Annotated in this window: 14 protein-coding genes; 8 read left to right on the top strand and 6 right to left on the bottom strand. The window is 46.8% G+C overall.

What is annotated here, in order from left to right:
* Positions 1-172 precede the first annotated feature (172 nt).
* Positions 173-1,249 carry an MBL fold metallo-hydrolase gene (locus tag ACJJIV_RS13910; RefSeq protein WP_444889341.1) on the bottom strand — a complete coding sequence of 359 codons (1,077 nt, stop codon included), beginning with the start codon at positions 1,247-1,249 and terminating at the stop codon, positions 173-175.
* A 138-nt stretch (positions 1,250-1,387) separates the two neighbouring features.
* Between ACJJIV_RS13910 and ACJJIV_RS13905 the strand changes: the two genes are divergently transcribed.
* The 3 genes from ACJJIV_RS13905 to ACJJIV_RS13895 all read left to right on the top strand — a co-directional run bounded on the left by ACJJIV_RS13905 (position 1,388) and on the right by ACJJIV_RS13895 (position 3,198).
* Positions 1,388-1,999: a TetR/AcrR family transcriptional regulator gene (locus tag ACJJIV_RS13905; protein WP_444889340.1), complete on the top strand. Its 612-nt coding sequence runs from the start codon at positions 1,388-1,390 to the stop codon at positions 1,997-1,999.
* 141 nt (positions 2,000-2,140) lie between these two features.
* Positions 2,141-2,566: an N-acetyltransferase gene (locus ACJJIV_RS13900; RefSeq protein WP_252083395.1), complete on the top strand. Its 426-nt coding sequence runs from the start codon at positions 2,141-2,143 to the stop codon at positions 2,564-2,566.
* A 32-nt stretch (positions 2,567-2,598) separates the two neighbouring features.
* Positions 2,599-3,198 carry a macro domain-containing protein gene (locus ACJJIV_RS13895; protein ID WP_444889339.1) on the top strand — a complete coding sequence of 200 codons (600 nt, stop codon included), beginning with the start codon at positions 2,599-2,601 and terminating at the stop codon, positions 3,196-3,198.
* Positions 3,199-3,294: 96 nt separating this feature from the next.
* Here ACJJIV_RS13895 and gbpA read toward each other — a convergent pair whose 3' ends face one another.
* The 4 genes from gbpA to ACJJIV_RS13875 all read right to left on the bottom strand — a co-directional run bounded on the left by gbpA (position 3,295) and on the right by ACJJIV_RS13875 (position 9,170).
* Positions 3,295-4,806, bottom strand: a complete 1,512-nt coding sequence (gbpA, locus tag ACJJIV_RS13890; protein WP_286036986.1) for an N-acetylglucosamine-binding protein GbpA — start codon at positions 4,804-4,806, stop codon at positions 3,295-3,297.
* Positions 4,807-5,488: 682 nt separating this feature from the next.
* Positions 5,489-6,328, bottom strand: a complete 840-nt coding sequence (locus tag ACJJIV_RS13885; RefSeq protein ID WP_444889338.1) for a DUF417 family protein — start codon at positions 6,326-6,328, stop codon at positions 5,489-5,491.
* 230 nt (positions 6,329-6,558) lie between these two features.
* Positions 6,559-6,927: a cupredoxin domain-containing protein gene (locus ACJJIV_RS13880; protein WP_444887260.1), complete on the bottom strand. Its 369-nt coding sequence runs from the start codon at positions 6,925-6,927 to the stop codon at positions 6,559-6,561.
* Entirely contained in the window at positions 6,927-9,170 is a 2,244-nt protein-coding gene (locus ACJJIV_RS13875) for a heavy metal translocating P-type ATPase (protein ID WP_444889337.1), read from the bottom strand. The genes ACJJIV_RS13880 and ACJJIV_RS13875 overlap by 1 nt, the downstream gene beginning before the upstream one ends.
* A gap of 216 nt (positions 9,171-9,386) precedes the next feature.
* Between ACJJIV_RS13875 and ACJJIV_RS13870 the strand changes: the two genes are divergently transcribed.
* From ACJJIV_RS13870 to ACJJIV_RS13850, 5 genes are all read left to right on the top strand, one after another.
* Entirely contained in the window at positions 9,387-10,718 is a 1,332-nt protein-coding gene (locus ACJJIV_RS13870) for a DnaT-like ssDNA-binding domain-containing protein (protein WP_444889336.1), read from the top strand.
* Positions 10,630-11,295, top strand: a complete 666-nt coding sequence (locus ACJJIV_RS13865) for a replication protein P (RefSeq protein ID WP_444889335.1) — start codon at positions 10,630-10,632, stop codon at positions 11,293-11,295. The genes ACJJIV_RS13870 and ACJJIV_RS13865 overlap by 89 nt, the downstream gene beginning before the upstream one ends.
* A gap of 571 nt (positions 11,296-11,866) precedes the next feature.
* Positions 11,867-12,406, top strand: coding sequence for a hypothetical protein (locus ACJJIV_RS13860; protein WP_444889334.1), 540 nt, complete (start codon positions 11,867-11,869; stop codon positions 12,404-12,406).
* A gap of 70 nt (positions 12,407-12,476) precedes the next feature.
* Positions 12,477-13,580 carry an agmatine deiminase family protein gene (locus ACJJIV_RS13855; RefSeq protein ID WP_444889333.1) on the top strand — a complete coding sequence of 368 codons (1,104 nt, stop codon included), beginning with the start codon at positions 12,477-12,479 and terminating at the stop codon, positions 13,578-13,580.
* A gap of 413 nt (positions 13,581-13,993) precedes the next feature.
* The gene (locus ACJJIV_RS13850; protein WP_444889332.1) at positions 13,994-15,004 is read left to right on the top strand and encodes a serine hydrolase domain-containing protein; all 1,011 of its coding nucleotides are present in this window, start codon (positions 13,994-13,996) and stop codon (positions 15,002-15,004) included.
* Positions 15,005-15,595: 591 nt separating this feature from the next.
* Here ACJJIV_RS13850 and ACJJIV_RS13845 read toward each other — a convergent pair.
* A complete protein-coding gene (locus tag ACJJIV_RS13845; protein ID WP_444889331.1) occupies positions 15,596-17,548 on the bottom strand; it encodes a phytase in 1,953 nt (650 codons plus the stop codon).
* Positions 17,549-17,633 lie beyond the last annotated feature (85 nt).

The following is a 17,633-nucleotide window of genomic DNA, read 5'->3' as shown; positions in this document are numbered from 1 at the left end:
TCGCCCATTCGATCACGACATCGGGCAGGTGTGTAGACAAAAAACCCTTTACGGCCCGTGCTCAGTCAGAGCCCTTGCCCATAACCCACGAAGCTCCAGTTATCAATACAAATTGTTTATCCATCTGCACTTCCCTCTTGAAAGAAACTCAACTGAATTGGCAAGATCGTATTTATGGTTGAGTAGCCAGATCGATCTGCACTTCAGCTATAAACTTCCTCCACCAGGCCTGTGTCGGGGCGGGCGTACGCACATTCACCGGAACACCGATAACAGGCGTAAGAACTGTTGCCCCATGAGCTTCTGCGGCCACTGACGCGCGCTCTAGGGGTTCAAACCAATCGTGCAGGGCAAGATCAAAGGTACTGTTGTGGATAGGAACCATGGCACGGCCACGCAAATCCAAATGAGCCTGCACACTCTCCTCCGGTAGCATATGGACTTCACTCCACAGATCGTTGTAAGCACCGGTTTCTATCAGGGTTAGATCAAAGGGCCCGAAGCGCTCCCCGATTTCCCGAAAGCCACCGAAATAACCACTATCACCGCTAAAGAAGATTCGTGCCTCGTGCCCTGCAATTACCCAGCTGGCCCATAAAGTTTTATCCCTATCAGTTAGGCCGCGCCCGGAAAAATGTTGCGCCGGAGTGGCCGTAAATTGCAGACTCCCTATTGAAAAGGACTGCCACCAGGCCAGTTCGATAATCTTGCCTGAAGCGACTCCCCATCCCCGTAAATAATCGCCTACCCCTGTAGGAACAATAAAGCGTTCAACTTTCTTATCCAGGGTGCGCACGCTGGTTTTATCCAGATGATCGTAGTGATCATGACTGATTATTACAGCTTTTAACGCCGGCAGATCTTGTAGAGACAAAGGTAGCGGATGGAAACGTTTCGGCCCCATCCACTGTACTGGTGAAGCCCTCTCGCTGAATACCGGGTCAGTAAGCACAAACTCCCCATCTAGATGGATCAAAACGGATGAGTGCCCCAGGCGATAGATCGTTGGCTGACCCTCATTAGTTGTGAGTACTTCCTTTGTGATCGTCTGTAGGGGAAGAGGTACTCTAGGTACCGGTGCCACCCTGTGAGCACGGGCATAGGCTGCAATGATGTCCACCATCTTACCCAGCCCCGCTTTATAGACGATCTCCGTGTTTTGAAACTTTTGCGGCTGTGTAGCACAGCTATTAAACAGACCAACGGACATACCTATCACTCCTAGTAATAACCACCAGCGCTTCTTCATAGATGCCACCAAGTAAACTATACAGTGCAGTTTATTATCGGCAGAAGAAAAAGTAAACCAGTTAGTGTAAAATCAATCACTTAGATTAATTCCCCGCCAGGTAGCTTTCCTGACGCAAGCAGAGATATCGAGAGTCACATGAGTGAAAAGAAGCCGACCAGAAGCGAAATTAAGCGCCAGGCCATTATTGATGCCGCTAAGCAGGCCTTTCAGGAACTGGGCGTTCAGGGAACCAGTATGGATGAGCTGGCAACCCGCGCCCAGGTGTCCAAGCGCACGGTATATAACCACTTTGCCAGCAAGGAAGCGTTGGTGATGTTTTTGATTGGCGAGCTCTGGCAGCAGGCAACCCAGTCCCCAGGCTGTGACTACAATCCGGATAGCGACCTTTATACTCAACTGCACACGCTTTTGGCGCTGGAAATTAAAACTATCTGTAACCCGCAGTATATTGAACTAAACCGTATGGCCTTCGACTACTTCTTCCACCAGCCGGAAGCCCTGCGTCAGGAAATGGAAAAATACAAAGCCCATGAAACCGGCGTACAACGCTGGATTAAAGCCGCCGCAGCCGATGGCCGACTGAAGCCACTGGACCCAGAAATCGCCAGCGGGCAGATACACAACTTAATTAAGGGAAGCTGTTTTTGGCCACAGATGTTACAACTCTCCGGCCCGCCTAGCTCAACCGAACAAGCCGCACTGGCGGAGCGTACTGCGGAGATGTTTTTGAGTCATTATCAGGTTTAATACTCTGATTGGCAGCTCTAAATAGCAATCAGGATTCCCCAGGAAACTCAACTGCAAAAATGAATCAGGTATGTCAATATCGTATTAATCTTCCCTTAGGCTATTGAGCCTAGGTTTAATGGCTCAGGATATATACTGACAATGATTAGAAGCTACAACCCAAACGACATAGAGCCCATCTTAAATATTTGGCTAAAAGCCTCCATTAGGGCACATAATTTTATCGCAGCTGACTTCTGGGAGTCTCAAATAGATAATATGCGCGATATCTATATACCAAACTCAGAAACCTATATCTATGATATACACTCAAAGATATATGGCTTTTACTCTCTAGCTGACAATACTTTAGCCGCGCTTTTTGTGGATCCAGAATTCCAAGGCCAGGGCATTGGGAAACGGCTTATAGCACACGCTAAATCACAGAGAAACCCGTTAAACCTAACGGTTTACAAAGAGAATGTTAATAGCTATCAGTTTTACCTATCTCAAGGCTTTCACTCACAAAAAGAGCAAGTAGATAATCATACGGGACATATTGAGTGCTTGATGAGCACAAAGATATAAAGTGCCTGCCCCCAAAATATAAGTAAAAGACAATGCTCCCTGACAAGATATATTTAATCGACAAATCAAAAGAGCTGACTCAAGCATGGCACCAGGTTTTTAGTGATATTGAGATTTTTGAAATTATTGAGGGTGATTATTTCTCAAAACCTGCCGATGCAATGGTAAGCCCAGCAAACAGTTTTGGAATTATGGATGGAGGCCTCGACCTGCCGATTAGAAATGAATTAGGGTTTGAGGTGGAAGATCAGTTACAAAAGCGAATTAAATCTGATTTTCATGGTGAGCTGCCCATTGGATCAGCAATAGTGATTTCAACCTCGAATGCCAATTGGCCTTACATGATTTCTGCCCCCACTATGCGTATTCCTGAGGACATATCAAATACCATGAATGCCTACTATGCTTTCAGGGCCATTTTAAACTCAGTAAAACTATTCAATAAGTCAGGCCCCACGAAGAAGATAAACTCCATAGTTTGCCCAGGCTTGGGCACTGGCATTGGGAATTTACCGGCTAGGCGTTGTGCTGGCCATATGCGAGCAGCCTACAATTACTTATCCAAACCTCCTAGAATTCCCAGCTTTAAAGAAATTCATGAAACCCATAGAAAACTGCAAATCACATACTAAATAGAGCCAATGCCCTATTGGAGTAGCTCAACGTAAGTAAAGCACATCGTAAAATACAAAAAGGCCCCTAGTGGGGCCTTGTTTGATTAGTTGGATTTATAATTTTTCCCAGGCCATCTGCCAGTAGCTACCTCTGCCAGGTTCATACTGGTTTGCACTTCTGCTCCACTGGACACAGTAGCCAGAATTAGGGAAGGGCTTACATTGATAAATATTCCCATCACTGCCCATTACTTTAGTTCCTGCCGTATAGGATTTTAGACCTTCGGGGAAAACAAAGTCGTAGTCACCTGCTGGCGGTGGAGAAGTTTCGTCTTCCATCAAGTGGAAATCTTGTGTAGTTTGATCAATCAAATTGCCATCAATATCTTTTGTCACAATAACGAGCATATGATGGCCAGGTTCAGACTTTGAAAGTGTCAAAGTCCTATCTAATCTCTGACCGTCACTCATATTGACTTCATAATTAGCCAGTGTTTCACGAGCATGGTTCAAGACTTTCAGCTCAGCCCTGATATTTCCTTTTGCGGTGAGAGCAAGCTGCAGTGAGAGTGGATCGTCAGATATTGTGTACATATCCTCAAGTCCTGACACATTTAAATCATAATCTGGTGTTGGGCTGTTGATTTCATAATTAATTTCAACACGCTCTAAACCGCTGCCATCCTGTAAATATATTGGATTTGAGCCAAAGACAGGGCTAAATTGATCTTCGCCATTAAACTGGCCTGCGCGAATACTGGTCTGTTCTTGATTGATTTTGGTTGCAAGATCATGTGCCCAGTTATTAGCCATACCCTGCTCATCAGTAGCAATTTCCAGCACTGTTGCATAAGCTGGCTCTTCATTACTGCTACTATAAACACGTGTGGAAACTTTATCGCCAACTTTTAAGTTTTGTGTTGGATTAATTGTTCCACCTTGATTCCATTCTGATTCGGGCACTCCATCGCCATCAAATTCTACGTCGATAACATTGTAAAAGGCCGCGGCTGTATCAGCCACATCCCACACAGCAAGGATAACTTGGTACCCATCTCGCTCAGGAACCACGCATTCGTGATACATATCAATGGGTGGCTTTTGATTATTTCCATCAATAGTACAGAATGGATTTAAATCAAATGAAGCTCGGGATAATGGTTGATTGGGGTTCCAATCCGGTTTGGTAATATAATATTTCCAGTCACGAGCTACGTGATTCGCGGTAAAGTGCCACTTAAAAGTTTGTTTACCAGCAGTTATGGGAGTTTTCAGCCAGCGGTCAGCAGTTTGTTCATTTAATGGTGACCATACATTACTACCGGCACTAGCGATCATGCCATCAGCCGGGCCACTCTCTGGAAACCCTTCGGGCCCTTCAACACTTTGCGGCTCCCATTGAACGGCTCCACAATTTATGTTTTTTTGACCTGTAGAGGCTAGAGGGTATTTACATAAAGTACCCCGCGCAGATGCCGCACCTCCATCATATTCTTCCACGTAGCCATGGCCAATTGTATTAGAGCTGACCCCCACCAGAATCATCGCCAATAGAGTTTTGTTTAATGCAGGTTTCTTCAGTGACGAAACCGCTTTTTTCATTCGTAAAGTCATATCAACAGCCATTATTTATGCATGTGCGATTTCCTTCCTGGGTTTATTTACTTCCTTATTTTTGCCCGACCAAGTAAACATCGCTTTATTTAAAAAATACTTGTGAGGCGTTATTGTCAGGTTAATGGACTTTGACCTTTAGATACGGTTCCAAATAATTTCGCAATTTTGCAAACATAGTGAAAAACTGTCACCAAAAGCCATACTGCCATTTTAAGAAAGGAATAAATTATTCATGCAAGGGAATTTCTATTTAAGCTTACTGTCTTGACAAAAGAAAAATAAAACCACGTATAAATATTTAGAAAGATCTAGACATATAGGCAACGGGAAGCAACTACCTAGATAGCAAGAAAATCTCTCTGAATATATGACTAAAAATTATGAATTGTTCTTAAAAAAATAATCAAGACTAGAAGACCAATAAATACCTCATTTTTATTTAGCAGTCATAAAGCTACACATCCCTGTGTTACCTAGACATATTCACTCAGTAGACGATTCTTCTAAAAACTGGCTAAAGGGCAAAAAGATTAAATCATCCATATGTTATGCCGCCATAAAAGGTCTACTGAGAGGCAAGGGCAGAAGGAAATGAAACCCTCAAGGCCCAACAGCCAAAGTAGTGATTTATGCTCCAAAATAAAAAATACTATTCTTTACGCCTCAATATCTAAGATTAGACGCAACCCTGTTACTTACCGGTAACTGAGTGACTTAGATGTTTACGGATATCGATCATTATTAGCAGATTGGCGATAAACCAAAGATCTTTAATAATAAATATGCCACTAGAGGCCAAAACTCCAGGGCTTTGCCAGCTTCCGGGATAGCTGAACAGAAAAGTCTGAGTTGTCACAAACACCGCACCACAGAGCAGTATTCCCGGCCAAAACAGGGACCGGATAACTAACCCCAAAGCCAAAATGATCAGAGCGATCAAGTCATAGATGCCAATCAGATTGGAGGCCTGTTGTACATTGAAGAAACTATAGAGCCATGCCATCAAGGGTGAACTACTCACCAGGCCCTCAATACCCTGGGCTTCTATTGCAGTGAACTTCATTCCGCCAATCCACAACAGAACCAACCCCACTGGTAAATAGTTCAGCCAGATATAGCGCATTAACTGACAAGCACTGCAGCTCAAAAGTGTCAGACCAATCGCGGTGAGGGCAAGGTACTTGATCACGCCCTGCCCGGAGCCAATAGCGGGAAACCCACCGAGGCTATCGATCCAATGCGCACTTCCGAAGAGACTTAACAAAGGGACCAAGGATATACATATAATCAGGAGTGCCAGGGGGCGAATATATTGTGGTTTTAACAGTGATAGCAGGGCTAAAACCGCAGCTACCGCAAAGAGTAGTGCTACGGCTATTCTTACGATGTGCAAGCCCGCCTCACTATTAACGCCATAAAATCCGAAAATGGAGGCCAGGCCCCCATTCTGGCCAAGAAACAAGGCAGCAGCAATCAATGTAAATGAAAGGCCCAGCAGGGCCCTAGAAGTTTTTTGCAAAAAGGTGTTCATTATTTAGGGACCAAATCGTAAATAGCACTTCTGGAAAACCTAGTGGCTTCCCCTCTGTCTCCTCCGGGCACTTCCCTATGCTCCTATGACCCATTAAGTGTTCTAAGTCGGGTTAGCTTTGAAGGAAGTACCTGAAGGCCTATTAATGTTGTCGGTCCTGACTGGAAAAAATTACACCTTAATTGACTTGTTCGCAGAAAATAAACTGACCTCTTCCGGTTGAGTTCACTTTATTCCAGGGTAAGCGTCCCACGATACATCTGCATCTGGCAGCTAAAGGGATATTTTCCCGGTTTGGCCGCAGGGATTTCTACCGTGGTTTCTTTATTGAGCGCTAGCTCAGCACTGATTTCGAGATCGGGGAAAATCACCCACTCGGAGCAAGGGCTGGGATCTTCCCGTAAAAAATGCAGGGTGGCGGCATGACCCGAAGGCAGGCGAATATGATCCGGCTCATAAACCCCATCTTTGACCAGTATTTGCAGTTGTTCACTGACCGCCACCGTCTTTGCCGCACCGCGCCTTGGGCCCAGCCAGAACCACCAGATGATGGCAATAATTAGCAGTACTCCGATCGTATTTACCAAGGTCGCAATCATTAGTGCACCTCCGAGGGCTTAAAGAAGCGTAGGCGGTTGGCATTGCTCACCACGGTAAGCGAGGAGAGTGCCATAGCGGCACCGGCCACGATCGGGCTCAGCAACATGCCAGTGAGCGGAAATAGCACCCCTGCGGCGATGGGTATACCTAGGGTGTTATAAATAAAGGCTCCAAAAAGGTTCTGTTTGATATTGCCGAGAGTCGCCCGCGATAATTCCACCGCATTGGCGACTCCATGTAGGGAGGAGCGCATCAGGGTGACATCGGCACTTTCTATAGCGACATCGGTACCAGCGCCGATAGCAAAGCCCACATCGGCGCGAGCCAGTGCTGGGGCATCATTGATACCATCTCCCACCATGCCCACACGCGCACCGTCTTTCTGCAGTTGCGCCACTATGCGCTCTTTGTCTTCCGGCAATAACTCAGCGTGCACTTTATCGATTTTAAGATGGCGGGCAACGGCCTCGGCACTGGCTTGGTTATCACCAGTCAGCATCTCCAGGCGTAAGCCCAACTTACGCAAACGGGCTATGGCCGCTGCGGCATCATCCCGAATCGGATCAGCCACAGCGATAATTCCCTGCAGTACACCATCCACTGCCGCATACATCACCGTACGCCCTGCCTCCGCCAGATTGTTGGCGCGGGCCTTCCAGTCACCCAGGGGAATATTTTCCCGCTGCATTAACTTACTGTTACCGAGCAGTATCTTTTTACCGGAAATAACCCCCATCACCCCATGTGCGGTAATGGCTTCGAAATCACTGGGCTTTTGTAGATCAAGCTTTTTCTCATGGGCCGCAGTCACAACCGCCTCAGCCAGCGGATGCTCCGAGCCCTGTTCCAGGCTCGCCAGCAAACGCAGTAACTCATCGCTATCGCCTTCGCTCTCGATATCGGTGAGGCGTGGTGAGCCCTCGGTGAGCGTGCCGGTCTTATCCACAACCAGCACATCCAGATTGCAGGACTGCTGCAACGCCTTGCCGTTGCGCACCAGCACACCGTACTCCGCACCCTTACCCACGCCCACCATCACCGACATGGGCGTAGCCAGCCCCAGGGCACAGGGGCAGGCAATAATCAGCACCGAGGTAAGAACCACCAGCATATGGGCGGCGCGCGGATCCGGTCCCAGGTTGAACCAGACCAGTGCCGCCACCACAGCGATGATCATCACCACCGGCACAAAAACGGCCGAGATTTTGTCTGCCAGGCGCGCAATGGGCACCCGTGAGCCCTGGGCGTTTTTGACCATCTCAATAATTTGTGCCAGGCGGGTGTCCGCCCCCACTTTTTCCGCCCGGAACAGCAAGCTGCCGTTCTTGTTCAGGGTGCCGGCAGCCAGATTGTCCCCCTCACCCTTCTTCACCGGCACCGGCTCGCCGGTGAGCATGGATTCATCCACCAGGCTACCACCCTCCAGCACCACGCCATCCACCGGGATCTTTTCTCCGGGGCGCACGCGCAACTGGTCACCGGCCTGAACCTGCTCAATCGGCAGATCCACTTCTTTACCGTCGCGCAGAACCCGCGCCGAGGTGTCCTGCAGCTCCAACAGTTTCTCCACCGCCGCACTGGTGCGCCCGCGAGCGCGCACTTCCAGTGCCTGGCCCAGGCTGATCAGGCCGATAATCATAGCGCTGGCCTCAAAGTACACATGGCGCGCCGCTTCCGGCAGCAGGTGGGGCACCAGCACCACCAACATGGAAAAAAGCCAGGCCGTACCGGTACCCAGGGCCACCAGGGTATCCATAGTAGCGCTATGGTGGCGTAGCGCTTTCCAGGCCCCACTGAAAAATTGACCACCACAGAACACCAGAATTGCCAGGGTAATAAGCCCCATGGCGCCCCAAGCCAGCTGATCTGCGAAGCTGTTGACGGACATCTTATCGGTGATCAGGCCCCAGGCCATCAACGGCAGGCCCACACCCAGGGCAATAGCGGAGCGCCACAGCAACTGGTGATAGTGGCGCTCTTCCTGGGCACGCTGCTCTTCGCGCCGCTGGCGCTCGCTACTCTTGGCCACCTCGGCGTCATAACCCGCCTGGCGCACCGCCTCGATGCAACTTTGCGGCGTCGCCGCGCCCTGCACCTTAAGGGTTTTATCGGCCAGGTTTATGCGGGCATCCTGCACCCCCGCAACACCCTGCACGGCGCTTTCAATCTTATTCACACAGCCGGCACAGCTCACGCCACTGAGGCGGAATAGTGTCTGCGCTGCTTGCTGTTCTCTCGCCATAATGCTCTCCCGCAATACCGTTTCTGGCGACAAAGTTACAACCTTACCCCAAGGGTAAGGCAACGGGTTACAGCCATAATTTTCCCTGCCCTATTTCCGGGTCGCCATTATTCAGCTTAGCGGCTGGACTGGCGCGCCTTGCTCTGGCAAAAGCAGGCCATAAAGAGCCACTGTAAAGGCCGCGCAAGCCCCACGCCGGAGTGTTATTATCGCGCCATGAAACACCCCCTGCTCCCCGAAAGACCCCTGAGTATCTCCCCGACTCTGGCCTCAACTGTTGGCCTGGAGGAAGCGGTATTGCTCACCGCCCTGGGCGACCTGATACCTTTCCTGCCCGCGGAGCCCTACGCTGGGCGGGACTGGTTTACCGCCACCGGCGAGCAACTTTATCTGCTTCTGCCGTTCTGGCAGGCAGCAGATATCCAGCGGGTAGCCACCAGCCTGCGCAATCAGGGCGCCCTGATGCTGGGCGCAGCTCCTTTCGGTAGCAGTGAAGTCCTCAAGTTCACCCTGCCCAGTGAACACCGCCGTCCTACAGCCCTGGCTCAAACCCCGGAACCGAGCCGCACCCCGGCACCAGCCAATCGCAGTGCCAACACCATTGCCCCCAGCTGGCAGCCGGATGCCGAAACTATGGCGCGCATCAGCCAGCTCGGTATCCCGGAACACTTTGTGCGGGAGCAGTTACCGGAGTTTGTCACCTACTGGCGCGAACGGGCCGAGCCGCGCCACTCCTTTGGCTCACTGTTCCTGCGCCAGGTAAAGAGCAAATGGGAAGCCTTTCGCGCTACTGCCCAGCGCAAGCAGGCCCTGCCGGATAACTGGCAACCGAACAACGACACCCTGCGCAAACTGGCCGACGAGGGGGTACCCAGTACATTTGTCAGCCGCGGCCTACAGCGCTTCCTCGACTACCACCGTTCCAGCGGCAAGCAATCCATTTCTTGGGATCTGGAATTCAATGACTGGATCATGGAAGACTGGGAGAAACAGGAAACTCCATTTATTGAAAAGCGCAAACCCACTGCTATGACGCGCGACTGGCAACCCAGTGAACATACCTGGGAACAGCTACAGCGCCTGGCAATCAACCCGCGCTTTGCCGCCGAACTGCTGCCGGAATTTATTTACAAGTGGACAGAGCGCGGTGGCCACAGCGCGCGCTGGGGCGAGCTGTTTATTGAGTACGCTCGCGAGGAATGGGCCTACTACTGCCAGGGTATTGAGAAAAACCCGGTAGCCAAACCCATAGCGCGCAACTGGCAGCCCGGCGGCGACTGCCTGAGCCACCTGGTGAACCAGTGCGAGATAGAGCGTGACTTCGCCCTATCACTGGTGCCGGAATTTATTATTTACTGGCGCGGCCAAAACGCCGCGCGCAAAAGCTGGGACGCCGTATTTGTGCGTCACGCTCGCCATCAATGGGCAGAGCGCAACAAGTTGGCAATAGGAAACTCTTATGGCAATCCACAAGACGCCCACAACAGCGCAAACCAGCGCACCCGCGACCGCTCAATCGGCGACATACTCACAGACACAAACTGGTAATGCGCAAGATCAGGAACTACTGAACGAAAAAAAGCGCGCGATTAACGAAGTCTTCGCGTTGTTTAAACTGAATTACCACAACCAGTTCAGTGCCGCATTTCCGGATACCGAAACCCTGCATCACGCAAAACGCCTGTGGCTCGAAGCGCTGGCCGCTTTTGAAGCCCAGGATATTATGCAGGGCGCAAAGCGCGCGATACTGCAGAGCGAATACCTGCCCACAGTTCACAAAATGCTGCAGCTCTGTGCCGCCGGCGAAAACGGCCTGCCAGAAGCCCGCGCCGCCTACCGCGAAGCCTGCAATGCGCCCAGCCCCAAAACCAATCACAATTGGAGTCACCCAGCGGTTTACCATGCTGGGCGTGAATCCAACTGGTATTTTCTCTCCAACAACCCAGAATCTATCGCCTACCCGGTATTTGCAGAGCACTACCGCAAGCTTTGTGCGCGCGTACTGGAAGGAGAAAAACTCGGTGTCCCGGAACAGTTAAAGCTGGAAGAAGACCCCGGTACTCCACTCTCCAAAGAAGAAAATTCGCAAAAGATGGCAGCCCTTCGGGCTGAATTAGGTATTTAAATTTACTTTGTCCGGCGCTTAGGAATACCCTGAGCGCCCTCCTCTAAACTCTCCCCACATACTCTCCTAAAATAGAACCGAATCTACTGGCCAGGCCGATCGTTTTTTATCGAGCCATGCTCAAAAGTAGAACATCCTCAAGAATTTAAATTATCTTAAAACTATTCGCTATCATGAGTTCGATTTAAATAATCACCTCTCTGACATGCATGATCGAACCATTTAGATAAAAAATTGATTCAATGTTGTTTTAGGGGAGTTGACACTAAATTAATCCCTTAGTGGCGGACTGGATACTCATTGTCTAGCTGATCACTATATAAAGATTATTTCAACTAAGTTTGTGAATGATGATACAGAGCTGCTTTTCATTGAAAATGATTCAATCTATTTATTAACTCATGGCAGTGCCCACAGAGGTGTGGATGCTGAATAAATGTAGAGTTTGGCTTGATTCAGAAGAAAAATTGTAGGAATTAGCTCTCTAAAAAAACCTTGATAATACTGACTTCATAGCCTGCACAACCCATCGGCTACAGTTCTTTACCTCAAGTCTCAAGGAAAAATATTGTTGAGCATATTAAAGAAATTTAGAAAAAACGATAGAATGTTTTGCTTCTGGGTAGGAACTCCAACGGCAATTTACAATAATACTTTTGACATCAGTTGTAAAAAAACATTAGAACATAAATTAAATCTAATATTTAATGATACTCAGCAAGAACTTTGCTGCTCACATGATTGCTCATGGAATGACTTAGAAAAACCATATAATCTATTAAAACCGATATTAGACAAAAGAAGAACTAAAAAAATCGAGTATTCAGAGGCATTTATTCCACTAGATATTGAGCATCAAAAGTTGAAATTAAATATATTCAATACAAAATTTCTGAAGGTTAGTTCACACCCACAATTAAGTCACGATACTGAGTTACTTGGTAAAAAACGTCACTGGCCAGCACTTTCAAACACAGATGATTCTGAATTGCGTATTTTAAGAAGCAATGAATCACTTTTTTATGATGATTGTGAACTTTATACTTATTGTAAATTATTGGTAGCCATAAAAGAGGCTAATATACATGGATTACTGCTATGGGTTAGTTAACCTGATATCCTTTTAATCAACTTATCTTCTTCGGTAGCATCATTTGTATTTAAGAAAGGGAGGTCACTTTATGACCAATCGTCGTAATTTCGTTAAGGTTCTAGGTACTTTTACTGCAGCCTCTCTACTGAATGGCACCAAGGAGTCATTTGCAGTAATGAATAGTAAAAGTACTTGGTACATGCCAGATGAGGGTGAGCCTCACCTGCGTACTTGGATGGCCTTTGGTGCAAGCCGCAAAATTTGGGGACGGAAACTCCTTAGGGAAGTCCAGCAGAATTTGGCAACAATTGCGCTGACGATTGCGGAGTACGAGCCCGTTTCAATGCTGGTTCGACAAGCAGATCTCCCACTTGCCCGGCGACTAATGGGAGATAAGATCGAACTAGTTGTTTGCCCTCTAGATGACTTGTGGATACGTGATACAGGCCCCGTTTTTATTGTAAATGAAAACGGTGATAAAGCGGCTATTGACTTCAACTTCAATGGTTGGGGAGAAAAGCAGGATTTTGATAATGATGCAGAAGTTGCTGCATTCACTGCTCAGTCGGCCGGTGTACCCAGTATCCAAACTAACCTGATACTCGAAGGCGGCGGGATAGAGGTTGATGGGTATGGTACCGCGATCATAACCGAGAGTTGTGTGCTCAACGATAACCGTAACCCAGGTGTTAGTAAGCAACAATGCGAACGGGAATTAAAGCAGCTTCTTGGTCTAGAGAAAATTATCTGGTTACCTGGCATTAAAGATATGGATATCACTGACGGACATACAGATTTTTATGCCCGTTTCGTACACCCAGGTGTAGTTGTTGCCGGCTTTGATCCCGATCCCAACTCTTTCGATCACGCGGTAACAAAGCGGCATCTTGAGATTCTACGCTCTGTAACGGATGCCAGTGGCCGCGAACTAGAAGTTATTGTATTAGAGGCACCTTCAATAGTTCGAGAGCGGTTTGACAACAGGGATTTCGCCGCTGGATATATTAACTTCTATGTTTGCAATGGCGCGGTCATAGCACCTGAGTTCGGCGATCACTATGCAGATGCCTCAGCCAAGCGAAAATTACAAAGAGCATTTCCTAATCGCGATATTATACAAATCAATATTGATGGCATAGCAGCCGGTGGTGGAGGTATACATTGTACAACCCAACAGGAACCGGAAATTTAACTGCTCTTAACTTAAAGTGATTAACGGAGATTTAATATATCTAAATACTTGCTACCTTAGATATTCGCCATAAAGAAGTGTGTATTTATTTTGAGTATATTTGAGCAGCAATAATTTAGCCTATAAATACATTGACTGCATAAATATCCATGAAAAATAGAAATTACAAATAATTACATTTCTATAGTAAAACATCCTTCTTTCAAGAATCTATAGCAAGATAACAGTCTTACCATAATGATTGATCATATTCTTTATAAAAGAGACAATTCAGCTATAAAGCTCCCCCAAGATTGGAAAACAATAAGGATATATTGTTTATGAATTATACGCTTCGATTACTAACTAGACTACGCTTAACAATTCTAGCTGTTGTTATGATATCCTTCAGCTTTCCAGCATATGCAGACTCTGTGGATAAGCTGATCAAAAGCATCATGGATAAGCGCCAAATCCCTGGTCTCCAATTGGCCATCGTTAAAAACGGTGAAATAATCAAACTTGGAAATTATGGGTTATCTAATTTACAAGACAATGTGCCGGTAAGATCCAACACTGTATTTCCAATTAACTCAATGACTAAGGCGTTTACGGGTGTTGCATTGCTACAGCTCGCAGAGCAAGGACGCCTTTCCTTAGATGATGAGATTGGCAAACACCTTACTGACTTACCTGCCTACTGGAAGTCAATAAAGATAAAACATTTAATGGCACACACTTCTGGGCTGCCCAATATTTTCAGTGGTTACCTTGCTGATTTGGTTGTTCGTGGCAATCCAGATGCTGCATGGAACAAAGTAAAAGAGTTACCTTTAAAATCTGAAGTAAACACACAGTTTAGTTATAATCAGACGGGTTATGTTATTATCGGTAAAATAATCGATAAATACGTACAAGGTGGCTTCCCAAAATTTATTATCGATAATCAGCTTAAAATCGCCAATATGAAATTAACAGCTGATGCCGGCTTTGAACACATGACGCGTCCTATTAGCAATCATGCAAGGCAATATCTCTACGATTCCGATAAGGGCCAGCACAAAAATAACTACGTTGAATTCCCTTACATATTACAAAGTGCAGCTGGCATGAATTCAACAGCAACAGAAATTGCGCAATATCTTATTGCCTTGCAGTCTAAAAAGCTGCTCAAAAACCTCCATTCTCTTTGGACACCGATCACTTTAAAGAATGGCCAAACTGCTGGGTTTAATCATGTAGAGAATGGTTATGCTATTGGATGGCAAGTTATCGATCGGGAACATCACCGTGCAGTTAGTGCGAGCGGCGGAAATGCGGCAACTATGATTCACTATCCGGAGGATAAACTATCCATAGTTGTTCTTACAAATTTAATTGGCGGATTGCCAATCCAGTTTGTAGATAAAATTGCAGCTGAATATATTCCTGAATTTAAGCTTTAAAGTCGCAGGGGCAGTTAGTAGCTGGGATTTTAAAGAGCTGGTTAATAAGCAAACATATCACCTATACAAAACCTGCCCCAACAATTAATCCATTAATAAGTCAAAAATCATTATCGGGGATGCAGCGGAGCCTCTAAATAATTCCTTAATGCCTCTGCGAGTCTTAGGGATTACAAAGGTTAGCCGCGGATAGTACTAACCCTCTGCAAGAGCTGGAACGTGGCAGATATGGCCTGCCCCTCAAGGGTTTCAGAGCGATTTACATTCTGTATTGCAACTTCTTGGAAATTCTAGGCATTCTTTCAAATCAACATTTTGATTATAAACTACTCTGGTGGCCAGAGGAATCGCGGAATTATTTAGAGATCCTCTAGATTTAATTTTTCACCAAATTTTTATTTTTTTGACTCAGGTAGAAAATTTAATCAAAATCACTATAACCAACAACGCTAGATCATAGCTTGGAGCAGGAAATATCCAAAACAATTTTTATTATGTATATCAGGTTTATAACAAAGACGAATCTCAATATTTTTCATAGTAACTCTATAGAAAATTTCATCAGGTTTTTGTCATAATAAATATAAATGGTTAATTTTTAACAAAGACCGACAAACCCAATGCCTCACTCACCGTATACCAATCAATCAATTTGAAATTCTGCTTGGCATTGGGCAGACGATTCCTGCCATCTTGGACAACAAGCAAACCCATTGGATATTCCGGTCCCAGGTTCAGGCTGGTAACATCCAGACCGTCGGTTTCAGAACTTCCATCGATACCTGAGCGCACATTCATTGTTACCCTAAAATGACCAACAAAGTCATTACCATCACGTGTGAATAACGCATAACTGTCATTACCCTGGCTAGAGACGATCAGGTAACCACTATCCTCTGTTAGGTAGAGGGCGAGCCCTTCCACATCATCCACCAGGGTCTGACCATCCACTTCAGCAACCAATTTAGCCTGGTATTCACTACTCTGTTGCTTTTTAAGGCCCAGTGACCAAATCCCCCGATCCTCCTCGGCAAAAAAGAGCCTCTGCCACTTATCATCGACGACACAGCCTTCAACCTGGCTATTTACGACTATTTCTGTATACTTTTTTAACGAAAATTCTGTGGGATTCTCGCCAAGATCAATTTCAAACTGGTGCAAGGCAGCATCTTTATCCGATACCCAAGCAAAAAGTTGATTATCGGTTTTTTGCAAACATAGGCCATAAGGATCTTGCAAATTTATAGCGCGTAGCCCCAGGTGCTCGACATGCCCCTCAGCCGTGATGGCAAAGAGGTTCACTCCGGCGGTCGAGCGGTTAGATGCTGCCGCTAATGCACTATAATGAGGATGTTCAATACTGCGGATATCCACATTGTTAACACGTCCCACAGGAAAATGTTCGAGCAGCTTTCCCGATAAATTGTAAATATTCAGGCCACTTTTTTTGTCCGTTGCCAAAATCAGGCTATTCTGTGGCTGGGATTTATTGGCCCAGATAGCAGGATCATCAGCAGCATCACCAAATGATTCTACCGGGTCCGTCTGATTGCGAGCAAATACACTGACGATTGAATCACCGCTCTCAGGATCAAATCCTGTAGACTCAGTTTCTAAGTAATCACTTTCCACATCATCAAAAACCAACAGCTGATCCCGATCAACATCCAGGGCCCAGAGCTGACCATTTAAGAATACTGGGGAGACTGCCGAGTGGTTCTCGTTAATATGAAGGTGCCACTCTGGCTCCTCTGAGGAAAAAGGCAGTCGGTAGCGATGTATCTGATCACCTGCACTCAGCCACAGACTTTCACTACGAGCATCAAACCATAGATTGCCGAAGTCTTCACCAAGCCATTGAGCACTGAGGAATAACTTACGCTGCTCATCCTTTTCCGCGTTTGTATTTAAGCTCAGGATTCCAATGGGTGGTTGAGATACTAGCAGGCGTTGGGAGCGTGGGCTTACTGCGCAAGCATTAACTTGCTCACCAAAATAGAGTGGACGTACTTCTTGCATCTGCCACTGTTGTTGGGCTGGGAATAATAAATATTCACGACCTATGCCATCTTCACCAATGCTAAACAAATGAGTGCGCTGTTCTTGTTGGGAAAAGCACAGGGCACTCTGTGGAGTTGGCATTTTCTGGCTACCCAGTAGCCTAAAATTTACGTTTTTTGAAGCATCACTGTGGCGTATTTCATGTAAATTTATTTGCGCCAGGCGCTCATCGTAGGAGGCCACCAGTAAATTTTCATTAGGCAGAGCTTTTACGGCTAGGCGTTCCACCCTTCCCTTTTGGGAGGCGAGTATTTCTCCGTAGGAATTTATTACAAGCAAACCGCGACGCTCGCTGGCAAGCAATAAATATTGCTCAGTCCCAACCCGTATCGGCAGAATCTGTTCTGCGTCCATCGCATCCAAGGGAATTACCCGTTGCGGCAAGGCCTTTTTAATGCGTAAAACAGAATCCACATCGTGACCACAGCTTACGAGTAGCGCAGCGGCGAGCATGATCGCAATAATAAAATGCAGTTGTTTCATGGAGAGCCATTCAATTCCGGAGAAAGAACCCCACCTGTGTGAGGCTCCTTGCAGTGAATAAACACCGTAATTTTATTAAAAATGC

The organism is Microbulbifer mixtoriginis (SeqCode) (genome assembly GCF_052466765.1).
The sequence above is the reverse complement of the archived record's forward strand: the minus strand, read 5'-3'. Positions and strand labels throughout refer to the sequence as shown.

Coding starts and splice junctions, on each gene's coding strand:
- ACJJIV_RS13875 (WP_444889337.1), bottom strand. CDS start 9,170: ATGGCGAGAGAACAGCAAGCAGCGCAGACACTATTCCGCCTCAGTGGC.
- ACJJIV_RS13885 (WP_444889338.1), bottom strand. CDS start 6,328: ATGAACACCTTTTTGCAAAAAACTTCTAGGGCCCTGCTGGGCCTTTCA.
- ACJJIV_RS13870 (WP_444889336.1), top strand. CDS start 9,387: ATGAAACACCCCCTGCTCCCCGAAAGACCCCTGAGTATCTCCCCGACT.
- ACJJIV_RS13865 (WP_444889335.1), top strand. CDS start 10,630: ATGGCAATCCACAAGACGCCCACAACAGCGCAAACCAGCGCACCCGCG.
- ACJJIV_RS13900 (WP_252083395.1), top strand. CDS start 2,141: ATGATTAGAAGCTACAACCCAAACGACATAGAGCCCATCTTAAATATT.
- ACJJIV_RS13895 (WP_444889339.1), top strand. CDS start 2,599: ATGCTCCCTGACAAGATATATTTAATCGACAAATCAAAAGAGCTGACT.
- gbpA (WP_286036986.1), bottom strand. CDS start 4,806: ATGGCTGTTGATATGACTTTACGAATGAAAAAAGCGGTTTCGTCACTG.
- ACJJIV_RS13880 (WP_444887260.1), bottom strand. CDS start 6,927: ATGATTGCGACCTTGGTAAATACGATCGGAGTACTGCTAATTATTGCC.
- ACJJIV_RS13855 (WP_444889333.1), top strand. CDS start 12,477: ATGACCAATCGTCGTAATTTCGTTAAGGTTCTAGGTACTTTTACTGCA.
- ACJJIV_RS13845 (WP_444889331.1), bottom strand. CDS start 17,548: ATGAAACAACTGCATTTTATTATTGCGATCATGCTCGCCGCTGCGCTA.
- ACJJIV_RS13905 (WP_444889340.1), top strand. CDS start 1,388: ATGAGTGAAAAGAAGCCGACCAGAAGCGAAATTAAGCGCCAGGCCATT.
- ACJJIV_RS13910 (WP_444889341.1), bottom strand. CDS start 1,249: ATGAAGAAGCGCTGGTGGTTATTACTAGGAGTGATAGGTATGTCCGTT.